General features: G+C 44.8%; 9 protein-coding genes and 1 tRNA gene. 8 read left to right on the top strand and 2 right to left on the bottom strand.

Going from position 1 to position 13,442, the window contains the following annotated elements:
- Nucleotides 1–124 precede the first annotated feature (124 nt).
- The 6 genes from MKHDV_RS09170 (at nucleotide 125) to MKHDV_RS09145 (ending at nucleotide 7,753) form a co-directional block, all read left to right on the top strand.
- A tRNA-Met gene (locus MKHDV_RS09170) sits at nucleotides 125–201 on the top strand.
- 401 nt (nucleotides 202–602) lie between these two features.
- Nucleotides 603–2,279: an acetolactate synthase large subunit gene (gene ilvB, locus MKHDV_RS09165; protein ID WP_160714517.1), complete on the top strand. Its 1,677-nt coding sequence runs from the start codon at nucleotides 603–605 to the stop codon at nucleotides 2,277–2,279.
- Nucleotides 2,272–2,583 carry an acetolactate synthase small subunit gene (gene ilvN / locus MKHDV_RS09160; RefSeq protein WP_162859847.1) on the top strand — a complete coding sequence of 104 codons (312 nt, stop codon included), beginning with the start codon at nucleotides 2,272–2,274 and terminating at the stop codon, nucleotides 2,581–2,583. The genes ilvB and ilvN overlap by 8 nt, the downstream gene beginning before the upstream one ends.
- Nucleotides 2,584–2,770: 187 nt before the next feature.
- Nucleotides 2,771–4,861 carry a hypothetical protein gene (locus MKHDV_RS09155; RefSeq protein WP_160714515.1) on the top strand — a complete coding sequence of 697 codons (2,091 nt, stop codon included), beginning with the start codon at nucleotides 2,771–2,773 and terminating at the stop codon, nucleotides 4,859–4,861.
- A 60-nt stretch (nucleotides 4,862–4,921) separates the two neighbouring features.
- Nucleotides 4,922–5,926 (top strand): glycosyltransferase family 9 protein, encoded by a 1,005-nt coding sequence (locus MKHDV_RS09150; RefSeq protein WP_160714513.1) that lies wholly within the window; start codon nucleotides 4,922–4,924, stop codon nucleotides 5,924–5,926.
- Nucleotides 5,927–6,130: 204 nt separating this feature from the next.
- Nucleotides 6,131–7,753, top strand: a complete 1,623-nt coding sequence (locus MKHDV_RS09145) for a diguanylate cyclase (protein ID WP_160714511.1) — start codon at nucleotides 6,131–6,133, stop codon at nucleotides 7,751–7,753.
- Between the two features lie 24 nt (nucleotides 7,754–7,777).
- Here the strand turns inward: MKHDV_RS09145 and nadD are convergent, their stop codons facing one another.
- Nucleotides 7,778–8,461, bottom strand: a complete 684-nt coding sequence (gene nadD / locus MKHDV_RS09140; RefSeq protein WP_160714509.1) for a nicotinate-nucleotide adenylyltransferase — start codon at nucleotides 8,459–8,461, stop codon at nucleotides 7,778–7,780.
- A gap of 261 nt (nucleotides 8,462–8,722) precedes the next feature.
- Nucleotides 8,723–9,985: a glutamate-5-semialdehyde dehydrogenase gene (locus tag MKHDV_RS09135; protein WP_160714507.1), complete on the bottom strand. Its 1,263-nt coding sequence runs from the start codon at nucleotides 9,983–9,985 to the stop codon at nucleotides 8,723–8,725.
- Between the two features lie 371 nt (nucleotides 9,986–10,356).
- On the opposite strand from MKHDV_RS09135, the gene MKHDV_RS09130 reads away from it, so the two are divergent.
- Both MKHDV_RS09130 and MKHDV_RS09125 read left to right on the top strand, forming a co-directional pair.
- Nucleotides 10,357–11,025: a hypothetical protein gene (locus MKHDV_RS09130; protein WP_160714505.1), complete on the top strand. Its 669-nt coding sequence runs from the start codon at nucleotides 10,357–10,359 to the stop codon at nucleotides 11,023–11,025.
- A 609-nt stretch (nucleotides 11,026–11,634) separates the two neighbouring features.
- On the top strand, nucleotides 11,635–13,215 hold the full coding sequence (locus MKHDV_RS09125) for a sigma 54-interacting transcriptional regulator (RefSeq protein WP_160714503.1): 1,581 nt from the start codon (nucleotides 11,635–11,637) through the stop codon (nucleotides 13,213–13,215).
- Nucleotides 13,216–13,442 lie beyond the last annotated feature (227 nt).

Genomic DNA, 13,442 nt, shown 5'->3' with positions numbered 1-13,442 from the left:
CGAATATATGAGGTTCGGAAGTGATTCTGAACCTCTTTTTCTTTTTCTTACGTTCCAGTAGAAATGAAATTTTTGTTTCTGTTGATGGACGACCAAGAAGGGCATAGATACCTTCTCACGATGTCGCGGGGTGGAGCAGTACGGTAGCTCGTCGGGCTCATAACCCGAAGGCCGCAGGTTCAAATCCTGTCCCCGCTACCATGAAGATATAAGGTTCAGAAGTAATTCTGAACCTTTTTTTTTGGTCTTCTGTTTGGGGACGACAACTGTTTGTTCGCTCAATATGTTCGATTAACTGAATAAAACGTATACGTGTTGACAGCTAAAGAACATCTGGGTATCAAAGTCTTAACAACTTTGTAAAACTCGGAAAGCAACATGTACAACGCAACCACGACAACTTACCCAATTGAAGCTAGCAGCGCGCTGCTAGTCTCCGTTATCGTGGTCGTCGTCAACGTCGTAAGGAACGTCGTCGCGTTGTAACGGATTTTACATACTTAGTAAGATTGACTCCGCCAGCGCATCAGCCCGGCGGATTTTTTTTTGATCCAAAATCTCCGCTGGCAATAAAAAAAACTTGGATCAGGGCAGGAAGAATAATGCGAGAAATGACCGGCGCAGAATGTACTATTCGTCTTTTAGAGCGACAGGGCATTACCACTGTTTCAGGTATCCCCGGTGGAGCAAACCTGCCGTTGTACGATGCGTTATCGCGTAGCGAAAAAATTACGCATATCCTTGCTCGGCATGAGCAGGGAGCAGGATTTATAGCACAGGGAATGGCTCGAACTACTGGTAAGCCTGCTGTGTGTCTGGCTACCTCCGGCCCCGGTGTAACTAATATTGTTACTGCCATTGCGGACGCCAAACTTGATTCAGTTCCTCTTGTATGTATCACAGGGCAAGTTCCAACTCCGCTTATCGGTACTGACGCATTTCAAGAAGTAGATACCTACGGGATGTCTATTCCCATCACAAAACATAACTTTCTTGTACGTTCCGCAGAGGAACTGCTTACTGTAATTCCAGAAGCATTCCGAATTGCCGCTTCAGGTCGACCAGGTCCGGTTCTCGTTGATATTCCGCGTGATGTTCAACTTGAGCAGATCGTAATTGATGCGTTTCCAGAACCTGCTGTGGCTGACGCGCCACCAAAAGTTGCTGAGGCGGATATAGCGACTGCGGCAAAGATGATTAACAGTGCTGCGCGCCCTGTATTATGGGTAGGTGGCGGTGTAGTGGCGGCGCAGGCAGATACTATTTGTAAGAATCTTGCAGAAACAGCTTCTATGCCTGTAACGATGACCCTTATGGGGCTGAGCGTTATTCCTCGGGATCATGATTTGAATATTGGCATGCTGGGAATGCATGCAGAACGATACACAAATATGGTTATGGAAGGGTGTGACTTGATTGTTGCCGCAGGCGTTCGGTTTGATGATCGCGCAACCGGCAAGGTTAACGAGTTTTGTCCAAACGCGAAAATTATTCACATTGATATTGACCACTGTGAACTTGATAAGCTTCGTTCTGCAAGTCTTGGTATCCTGGGTGACATCCGCGATGTGTTTTCAAAATTGCTTCCAAAAATTGAAACAAAGTCACGAAAAGAGTGGATTGGATACATTGCTGCTTTGAAAACAGCCTTTCCTCCGCATTCTCCGGTTGAAAGTGGTTTTGAGTCACCACAGAAATTTATTCGCCTTGTGGGAGAACTTTCTGATGATTCAACCATTGTTACAACAGATGTAGGAAAGCATCAGATGTGGACCGCACAGAGTTATCCGTTTACAGGCGGTCGCCAATGGCTGACCTCAGGCGGACTGGGTACAATGGGTTTTGGTTTGCCTGTAGCAATTGGTGCTGCACTTGCTGCGCCGGATAAAAAAGTTATCTGTTTCAGTGGTGACGGCAGTATTTTGATGAATATACAGGAGCTTGCAACAGCTGCTGAGCATCGTGTTGATGTTACAGTGGTGTTGTTCAACAACCAGTGTCTTGGTTTAGTACATCAGCAGCAGGAATTATTCTTCAACGGCAACTGCTTCTCTTCAGAATATCCTATCGCATTGGATTACGGTGCAATTGTACGCGGATTCGGTTGGAAGGTGGTCGATTTGGCAGAAAATTGCAGTGAAGAAATTTTGGCAGAAGCATTAGCGACCACAGGACCATGTCTCATTCACATGCCAGTGAGCAGAGAAGAAAAGGTTTTGCCGATGGTTCCTCCAGGGGCTGCGAACCGCATAATGATCGGAGGCGATACAAATGGCTAATCATGCACATACTGTTCTTGATATTCTGGTGAACAACCATCCGGGAGTGATGGCACACGTTACAGGTTTGTTTTCACGACGGGCATTTAACGTTGAAGCTATTTTGTGTCTGCCGGTTGCAGACAGTGCCACAAGCCGTATTTGGCTGCTGGTAAACGAGGATGGAAGACTTGACCAAATGCTGCGGCAGATGCGTAAACTTCAAGATGTATATGAAGTGACAGCGTCTACTGAGTACTTAAAAGTTTTTGCAGACCTCACTGCGAGTATGAATACAGAATCAAATGTTCTTATAGCTGACTGATAAAAAATTACTTTTTGTTCAATTGCTGCACCCAAAAGCATACGAACATTAAAATCCCGTGTATGAGAACCATCGTGCATGGGATTTTATTTTTCTATTTGGGTTCTATTGGGTGAAACCTTCTGTTTGCCGAAGTTTGAGAACTTGGGTACATATCGGCGATGCATTTTTATCTTCGGAGTATTTCATGCGAATAGGATTTAAGCTCGTCACCGGATATGTTTTATTATTAGGGCTCATGGGAGCTCTTGTCTTTTTTGGTATTGATGGTGAACGACGGTTATCAAAAAATTATGATGCCCTTGTCAGGCTTTCTCATTTAGAAAGCAGCATTACCATGGTGCACAAGGCTGCACTTTCTGGTGCAGGACACGATGCATTGCTTGAGCTCAGTGCTGAGCTTGCAAAACAGCTTAAAGAATTTGATTCAACAAAAAATTCAAATGAAGCAGCGGTGATACGTCGCGCGCAGCTTGCAAATATAGGCTATAAAGAAAAGCTGGAAGCACTTAAAGCACTAAACTCTGGAATCAGTCGCTACATCGGGCTTTCGAAAGAGAACGTAAAAAATATTGCTGACGATGTAGATCGCATTGCAGGAATTATTGCTGACCAGCGTGTTTCGTTGTTAAGTGTTTCATCGCAAGATGCGCAGAAAAAGCGCAATCAACGACTTAAAGTAATGCAGCAGAGTGTACAAAACTTACAGGTTGCATTGCGATTGATGGAAGCGACGAACCAGAAGAACGACTACGATCTTGCTAAGAATAGCGCAGAATCGTTGCTGGGAAGCTGCAGGGCGTTGCGAAGAAGCATGAAGGCAATGGACTTGCTGGTGCTGGATCGTGTAATCGTTGCTGCAAAAAATTTAAATACTGATTTTATTCAGCTGGGGCAGCTGTACAATAGAGCATTGGATGTTGATTCAGATGTTGGCACTGGTCTTTCCAATGTCAATGTTGCCATCAGGCAGCTTGCAGATTCGCAGCGAGACTCTTTGGCATTTGTTCGAGAATCTTCTATTTTACCGGGTGTTATAATTGTTGCAGGCGCGGTCATTATCGCACTTCTCAGCTACCTGTTAATTTTGAGGTCTTCAGGGCAGTTTGTTTCTCGTGTAGGGCAGGCTGTAGCCGGCCTAACATCTGGAGAGCGTCCGCCTTCATCCCGCACTTCTAGTAGAATGTCTCCGCTTGAAACAGCGTTGTGGACTGTGTGGAGTAAGGTGGCAGAACAGACCAGAGCGTTGGAGAACATAGCAGAAGGAAAGCCTGTTACGGATATAGAAAATACTCTCGGGCTTGATGCATTGAGCCGGGCTATCGGTGAAGTTGAGAAGACTCAGCGTGAAGTCGAGCAAAGTTTGCGACAATGTCTTGAATCTGTAAATCTTCCGGCAACTGGTTCTTCTTCAGATATGTTACAGGCATTGAAAGCATGTGTGTATGACGCATCCACTTCACTGGCCTCTGTTACTAAAAAGGTTCAGGAAATACGTAACTCCGGAGTAAAGCTTGAGAAAGGAATTTCGCAGGCCGCAGGGCAAAGCGAACAAGCATTTGCAACTCTGCACGGGGTTAACAATTTCAGTGAATTGTCTTCTGCCGTATCTGTTGCATTAGATGTTGTGGCAAAACCATGCAATGTTCCTACTGCAGCCGTTGGCGAGCTTAAGTCTCAATTTACAGAAATTGAACGTGCTATGAAAGTCATGGGCTGGCAGGTTGCCAGTTATGAAGATGTTGCGCGTCACCTTGAGACGTTGGCAATCAATGTTAACGTTGAAGCCGCACGCATTGGTTCAGATACAACAGCTATGGGAACCATTGTTGACGAAATCCGTGGCTTGTCCGGAAAATGTCGTCATGCTGCGGAAGCCAGTGATAACGGCAAGACTCTTGGGTCTAGGGCGTTGGACAGAGTCTTTAATGGCTTGAGTCTCTTAGAGAAACAGAGTGATTCACGTATTGCCACAGCGGATAAAGATGCTGTAAAGCGTGCAGCAAAGGTTTTAGGTCAGTTAGAAAATGTTGAGCTGGCATTAACCGCTATCTTCACTAAAGCGGGTGTGACCTGTTCTGAATTTGTTTCTGAAACGGAAACACTTGTTTCAGTTGTGGAAAATGCTTCTGCAACGTCCGCTAAGCTGTCTGAAGAGCTTGCTGAATCCGCTACTGAAGAAGCAGAACATTTGCTGGAACAACAGCCTATCGAGTTGACTGAGCAGGTTTTTGCTTTTGACGATGACGCGGTAACACTGCCTAAGCTTGATTTATAATGATTTTCTGGTTGGTTAGGGCATAGCTTCTGATGGAAAGATACGATATAGAGTGAGTATATGAAAGTACCTAATAACTGGTTAGTCATGCGATTGAGCGCACTTGGCGACGTAGTGCTCACTACTGGTGTGCTCTCCTATTTACATAAAAAATACGGCTGGCGCTTTACCTTCCTCACTTTGGAGCCATGGGCTTCAGTACTGGAAGGACACCCTGCCATAGATACTATCCTTTCCATAAATAAAGAAGAGTTACGCTCCAGCAATGAGTACACCTTCTTTAAGCAGTTAGCTGAAGATCACGAAGGCAAAGGGCTGCTGGATTTACACGGTACGATGCGATCACGATTTTTGGCTTTGTGCTGGAATGGCGCAGTTCGCAGATACCCTAAGTTTTCTTTACAGCGCAGATTGTTTTTACAGACAGAGGGAAAGCTTGGCGGTGAAAAGTTGCTGCGTTTTAACGTGCCGCAACGATACGCACTTGCTGTAGAAGAAGAAGCTCCTTCGCGTCTGGAATTACTCCCGCAGATCTTTTTATCAGAAGAAGAACGCCAGTGTGGAAAAGATAAGTGCGGGCGTGTTGCGGGTGATAAGCCGATTGTTGCACTGCATCCATTTTCAACGCATCCCAATAAGGCATGGTTTAGCGATTATTGGCGTGAATTAGCTGCAAAGCTCGTTGATGCTGGTACACATGTTGTTATTGTGGGTGTGGGTACTTCTCCTGTTTCAGAAGGAGAAAATGTAACCGATTTGACTGGCAAAACAACGATTCGAGAAACTTGTGCTGTGCTTTCCTGTTCGCAGGCGCTTATTACAGGCGATTCTGGCCCGATGCATCTTGCAGGCGGCGTACAGACTCCGGTTGTAGGATTGTTCGGTCCTACACATCGAGCATGGGGATTTTATCCGGAAGGATTGTCCGATATTGTGCTTGAAGCAGATGAAGAGTGCAGGCCTTGCTCTCTGCATGGCAAAAAAGTATGTGATAAAGAGCAGATATGCATGAGGTCCATAAAACCGGATAGAGTGCTGCAAAGCGTACTTTCCTTGCTTTCATGATTTGCCTCATGCGTTACGTTACCAGCAGGTTGGGGGGGCCAACTTTTTGTGTGGTTAACTGCGACAAAATATTAAATAAATAAGAATATCTGTCGATTAATACACTCAGGCTACTGAAGGTGTAATCACCTTTTGCGTCATGACGTTTGGTGTCTGTATGGGTTGGGCGCTTTTGTGAGAGTAATGAATAATAGGGAATGCTTCATGGCAGCCACAGACAACACGAAAAATTGTCTTTTAGTATTGGAACACGATGCGAAAGCAGTACTGGGTAGTACCGCGTGTTTAAATCAGCAGGAATATATTGTTCGGCAGTGTGGTGTTTCTATAAATCAGGTACGTTCAGCATTTCGGCAGTATCCCCATTCTGTGCTTCTTGCTAACACTGATTGCGACACAACTGTAGCGTTGCTGGACGAGCTGGCAGTGTGTCCGGAGTCTTCCAGATTACCGGTCATTTGTTGTTGTGAGGAACTAAACGACAATGCCTTTACTCGTGTGAAAAAAATACAACCATTTGCTTGGTTACCTCTTTCTAGTCCCGCACAAATGTTTGAATGCACAGTCGGCTCCGCTTGTTCATATAGCAGAGTCGATGCTCGTCATGAACGTGCTATCGAAAAGTATAAGCTTATCGCACAGAATATTCCTGAAAGCGTTGTTATGCTGGATGAGGCATGGCGGGTTGATTTCGCCAACGAACATTTAGGACAACTAGTCGAATATTCAGATCCACTCGAAGGTCTTCATATTAACAATTTGCTTGATGCAGAAACGTTGATGCGACTTCAGGCTGTGTGCAGAACTCTCAGTGCCAATTCCAAACAAAATTTTCAGGGCTATGTCGTCACTCTCCAAGAGGAAATGATTCCGGTATGGTTTTCTGTAAGCAAGGTTGGTGCAAGTAATAATTTGCTTTGCGTAATGACAAACCTTGAAGAAAACCTGCAAGCGGAAGCAGCCTTGCGAGAGGCAGAAGCCAAGTATAGAGCGCTGTATCTGAATGCAGCGGAAGGTATGTTCCGCCTGGAGGAAACAGGGCAGATCATTGAAGCGAACCCTGCTTTTAATCGAATTTTTGGGTTCGAAGTTCTGGACTGGTCCACAGCGCCAACCTGTCATAATTTTTCAGATCGATTTGTCACTGCAGATGATTTCATCAATTTGATGGATCAAGTGCAGACCGTGGGACGTCAGTCTAAGTTTAATGCGCAGCTTTTGAGAAGAGATGGGACGCCGATTTGGGGAGAAATTTCTGCCCATTGGAGCATTGATCCAAAGAATCAGATTCCCTACGTCGAAGGTATCTTGTCAGATGTGACAGAGCGCAGATGTGCCGAGCTTGATTTGCAGCGAAGGGCAACCCGTGATTGTTTGACCGGAGTATTTAGTAGAGGCTCGTTTTACGAGAAATTGAATAATATTCTTGCAACTGCACGGTATGATAGCGGTACTTTTGCCGTACTGTATTTGGATTTGAATGACTTCAAAAACGTGAATGATACGCACGGACATCACAGTGGCGATATTGTAATTAAAGAGCTCGTAGAGCGAATTAATGCACAGATACGTGACAGGGATGTTTTTGGGCGCATCGGTGGTGATGAATTTTGTATTGTTCTTGAGAACGTACGTTCAGCGTGTGATGTGGATGCTGTTGTTCGCAAAATCCATAGAGTTGCAGAAGCTCCGATTCGAATTAACGATGAAAATTCTGTAAGCGTTGGATTAAGCGTCGGGGTGGCAATGTACCCCGAAGACGGCGAAACACCGGAAGTTTTGCTACAGCGAGCTGATCAGGCGATGTATCTGGAAAAACGAAGCTAGCCCCTGTGCAGGTACTGTTCAACGTTACTTGCAATTCCTTTCATCGTTCCAGCATGCAGTGATGACATCAGCGTAATCACCCATGATTTTAAGCACGCTGTCCGGCACGAGATAAGAGATGTCGCGATCTTGCAGCCAGCGTTCGCGTATAAGAGTTGCGGAAACATCAATTCTTGGCTGCGGCAAAAAGTAGATATTATGGGCGCCAAGAGAATAGGCGGCCGCAACATTTCCCGCTGGTGGGAGTAATTCTAAATCCGGCCAGTATTGTGGACATAATGCATTAAACATTTCCACATCAGCATCAGAGCGCGCAAGTACGATAATATTTGCGTGATCGATAAGCTCCAGCCCCTTATGCCAGTCCGCAAGCGTCGGCAAATCAATTGATCCCATAATAAAGAAGAGTTCGCAGTCACCTTCAGTTTCTTTGTAGTGCTGAAGCGTATCATACGTATAAGACGGGCCGGAACGTTCCACTTCCAGTTCGTTAACTGTAAAAGTAGGGTACCGGTTGATTGCAGCCCTTATCATGCGGTTTCGTAATTCGAAAGAAAGAAGTCCGTTTTCAGTCTTGTGCGGCGGTGTTGCACAAGGAACAAAATCGATACGATCGAGTCTAAAGGCTTCATTGACTTCAACCGCAGGACGAATATGCATGATGTGGGTGGGGTTGAATGTTCCCCCAAGAATTCCAATACGTTTCATAAAAAGCTTATCTTCTTTGAAGTTACCGGGTTATATTATGGCAAACTAATGCGACCATACCATGTGATAGTATACCGTGCCAAAGAAAAAAAACGCTAATTCAGATTGATACAATATCCTGTTCTGTATGGTGAGTTTGTTCGATCTGGAAGTCTGTGCAAAGAAGATTGATAGGTGTAATTGGCAATTTTTTACAATGAAAAAAGGGATGGAGTATATATATTCCATCCCTTCGTCATACGTAATTTAGATATCAGACGGTTACTGACGAACCTGACCCTGACCGAAGATGACAAACTTTGTGGTGGTAAGCTCTTTCACACCCATTGGGCCGTAAGAGTGAAGCTTGGAAGTGCTGATGCCGATTTCGGCTCCGAGTCCAAGCTGGCTTCCGTCGTTAAAACGGGTGGAAGCGTTAACAGATACACAGGAAGCATCAACTTCGCGCATAAATTTCAAGGCGCGATTGTAGTCCTGAGTGCAGATGATCTCTGTGTGGTTCGATCCGTTATCCGCGATGTAATCCTGTGACTCCTGCATGGAATCTACAACTTTTACTAAAAGGATAAGGTCATGGTACTCAGTGCCTGGGTCTGATTCTTTCATGGCAACGGCGGTCTTGCCGAGCATTGAGAATGAACGAGGACAAGCTCGGAACTCAACGTTTTGCTCGGTACCGAGCCTTGTTGCAACCATTGGCAAAAATTTGTCCGCAACATCTTTGTGTACAAGTAAGCCTTCGAGGGCATTACAAACGCCGGGGCGCTGTGTTTTTGCGTTAATGATGATGTTGAGGGCTTCTTCAAGGTTTGCGCTTTTGTCGACGAATGCATGGCAAACGCCTTCGTAATGTTTGAGGACAGGCATGGTAGCCATTTCCACAACTTTGCGGATGAGGGTCTCGCCACCGCGAGGAATGATTACGTCAATGTGCTCTTCAAGTTTGCACATGGCTGTAATTGCTTCGCGATCAGTGGTTGGCACAACCTGAACACATTCTTTAGGAAGACCAGCATACTCAAGTGCTTCATGAAGCAACTTTGCAAGCGCGAGGTTGGAATTAATTGCTTCGGAACCACCACGCAGAATAATTGCGTTGCCAGCCTTAAGACAAAGAATACCGGAGTCGATAGTAACGTTAGGACGTGATTCGTAAATCATAGCAATAACGCCGAGCGGAATGCGCATTTTACCGACAAGTAATCCGTTAGGACGCTGCCATTGTGTTTCAATAGCGCCCACAGGGTCATCCATGTTCGCAATAAATGTGCAAGCATCCGCCATTTCGGCAATTGTTGCAGGAGTAAGGCGTAAACGGTTGAGCCGTGGAGCATCAAGCCCTTTCTCTTCTGCCTTTGCTAGGTCAATGTTGTTTGCAGCAGTGATGTCGCCATGCTTTTCAGTGATAAGCTCAGAAAGACGGATCAGTGCTTTAGCTTTCATTTCCGGGCTTGCAGCTGTGAGCTTACGAGCGGCGGCAGATGCTTTTTTCCCCATGTCTTCTAACAGTTGATGAGTATCCATTTGTCCTCCGGCTATGTCTCGGAAAGAGCCTGTACATTTTGGGCTTACCGAATGATATGTGATTCTTGCACCTTTCTGTGCATGAGTGATAGTCTGGTACCGATATATTACTAGCAGTAACGCCTATTTTAGTCGTAGGCACAACTTGTAGCAATCCAAAGAAATACCTCTTTGATGATGAAACTGCAAGAGATGCACGTTGTCTCAACTTATTAAAGATGTTCTTCAAAAGTAGTCGAGTGCATTGTAATGTAATGATCTAGGATACGTTGTGGCGTTATAAAAAACAATATATTTTGACAATTTCGTTACATAGGCTTACAAAAAAAGCGTTTTTTCAATTAGATACTGAGAACACTTTAGGAGCGAACATGGTTGAGCAAAAAGAACCGCATTCCCCGGTATTGGTAGAATCTCTGCAACACAGTGTTTCTAAGGAAGCAGCCCCGTTACTCAATTTTGTTCTGAAGCACATAAAAGCAATCGCCTTAGGGTTGTTCTTGCTTGTCAGCGCCATTGCTGGTGCCGGTATCTATAATTATACGCATGAGCAAACTATTCTTAAAGCTCAGGAAACGTTAGCAACGCTTTCTGCAGGTGCTTCAACAGAGGCACAGCTTGAGACATTAAAAGCCTTTGTGGCCACAGCACCTGAACAGGTTCGTCCTGCAGCGTTGCTTGCTCTTGCAAAATCTTCTTTACGTATTAAAGATTATGCCTCCGCTGCTGAAGCGTGGGGTTCATTACAGAAGCTCAATGTAGACAGCATGCGTGATCTCGCTGGATTAGGCAGAGCAGATGCGTACGCACGTATGGGCGAATATAAAAAAGCTCAGGATGTGTTAGCTCAAATGCTGCCGACTGCATCAGATGCTTATAAGCTGCCTGTGAAGCATCAGCTTGCCATTATGGCAGAGAAGAGCGGTGATGTGAAAACTTCTGTGACATTATATAAAGAACTTGAAAAAGATGTGCCTGAAGCCAATAGGTCGTTCTACGCACATAAGATTGCTGCTTTGAATCTCAAGCTTAAAAAATAGTGGTGATATTGAATAAATAAACAGTGTAACACATGTCGAGTGTAAAATTGTTTAATAGCTTGATATTGTTACTATATGTAAAGTTAAGCTTTTTGTGGCTTAGGAGTATTTCTAATCTGAACGCACTGTTGACAGCGGGTGAGCATTCTGTCGGGGTTGACCTAGTGTTGGCTGCTGAGTAAGGAGATGCAGGTATTCGTTGTGCGACTGACCACTTTAAAAGACTATGAAAGTGCGTCATCAACAACGTGTTACAGAAGAGCAATACAATAAATAAATTTTTCGTCGATATCCTTTTGCTGATTACTTCCACATAGAGTGCGGGAAGTTGTCACAGTAATAACTACAGCATTTTTTTGCTAATTTACTGTTATGATGATTACTGTAGTTACTGTGCAGAAAAAATGTACAATGTATGTGTGGGGTAACATTATGCAAAAGGGTCTTGTCGGTTCATATGCGCGAGCAAAATACGCCACCATGCGTGTTTTGTGTTGAAGCAGATGCTACCCCCTGTCTGCTAAGCTATAAGATAATTGCTGAACCCGTTCCGGACTGCTGTTTTACACACTACAGCTGGGCATGACCGGAGCTTAGGAATCAAATTACATGAGTGTTACTACGTTACAAGACGACAAACTGCAGCCTTATATGGGAACTCTTCAGTGCATTGTTTCTGAACTTGGCTCCCAAAAGCCATTTCAGTCCACACTGAAGTCTTTGCTGCAAACTTTGTCTGAAAACCACAACTTCAGAAGACCACATATTGTGATCTTTGATCCGGAAACCCGCACCCTTAAACTGACTCTCGCACATGGTCTCGATTCTGCCGATTCCATTGAATACGAGCCGGGTGTTGGCGTAACAGGACAGGTATTTACTACCGGTGCACCTGTTATCGTTTCAAGAATGAAGGATCATCCTGCGTTCTTGAACAAAGCATTTGGTCGTACGGAAGAAGAGCTGGCAGAGCTGGCATTTATTTGTGTGCCTATTACCGTTCCGGGCCGTGAAGGTTCTGCCGGTGAAGTTATTGGTACATTGAGTGTCGATTTGCCGAGTGATACCTCTGCAAGTCTTGAAGGACAAACGCGCTTTTTGGAAGTAGTAGCAGGTATGGTTGCAAACCATGCAACATATTTGCAGGAAGAAATTGCGCGTCAGAATCATATGCTGGCACAGGGTCTTGGTGGTGGAGATTTTGCGGATATTAACGCTGCTCCCGCCAATATTATTGTGGCCTCAAAATCTATGAAGCTTGTGCTTAACCAGATTTCTCAGGTTGGCCCGAGTCGTGCTACCGCATTGCTTCGCGGTGAGTCTGGTACTGGTAAAGAATTACTTGCTGAAGCTATTCATCAGGCTAGCCCTCGTCGTGACAATCCGCTTATTAAGCTGAACTGCGCTGCGTTGCCGTCTGAATTAGTTGAAAGTGAACTTTTCGGCTATCAGAAGGGTGCATTTACCGGTGCTGTGCAGGACAAAAAAGGCTTATTCGAGCTTGCAAACAACGGCACGTTGTTCCTTGATGAAGTAGGCGAGTTAAGCCCTACGGCTCAGGCAAAAGTACTGCGCGCAATTCAGGAGCAAGAAATTCAGCGTCTCGGCAGTGAAAAAACATTGTCCGTAGATGTACGCCTTATTTGTGCAACGCATCGTCCGCTGGAAGAGCTTGTTGAAAAAGGCGAGTTTCGTGAAGACTTGTACTATCGTATTAATGTGTTCCCAGTATTCATTCCGCCTCTTCGCGAGCGTCGTGAAGATATTCTGCCGCTTGCTGAGCATTTTCTTTCTACCTATGCAGAAGAATACGAACGAAACATTAAACGTATTTCCACACCAGCTATTGATTTGCTTATGCAATACCATTGGCCTGGAAACATCCGTGAATTGAAGAACTGCATCGAACGTGCTGTTCTGGTTTGTGATGAGCAGGTTATTCGTACATATCACCTTCCGCCTTCTTTACAGACAGCGGAAAGTACTGCGACAGACTCAAATCTTTCTTTTTGCGAAGCTGTGGCTAAATTTGAGCAGGAACTTCTTGTTGATGCTCTTAAAAAAGCTAGAGGCAATATGCTTCAGGCAGCACGCGACCTTCGCGTTAGTTATCGTATCGTTAACTACAAAGTTAAAAAATACGGAATTGATTCGAAGAAATTTGCGGTTACTCGAGGCCGCAGTCGTTAAAATACCCTAATCTTCATAAAGATTGTCTAAAAGAGTCGCAGTAATGCGGCTCTTTTTTTATGTCTAACCGATTGTTTTGTCGAAGTATTTTGAGGCCAAAGGTGAATATTAAGAAAACTTTAGAAAACTTTAGAAATGGTTAATGGATGATCCGCCCCTCTTCTTTCGTACCTATAGGTGAACATGCCAAGAAGTAAGGAGCATTCGAAATGAAATCAAAAAAAATC

This window comes from Halodesulfovibrio sp. MK-HDV (assembly GCF_009914765.1).
Taxonomy (GTDB): domain Bacteria; phylum Desulfobacterota; class Desulfovibrionia; order Desulfovibrionales; family Desulfovibrionaceae; genus Halodesulfovibrio.
The sequence above is the reverse complement of the archived record's forward strand: the minus strand, read 5'-3'. Positions and strand labels throughout refer to the sequence as shown.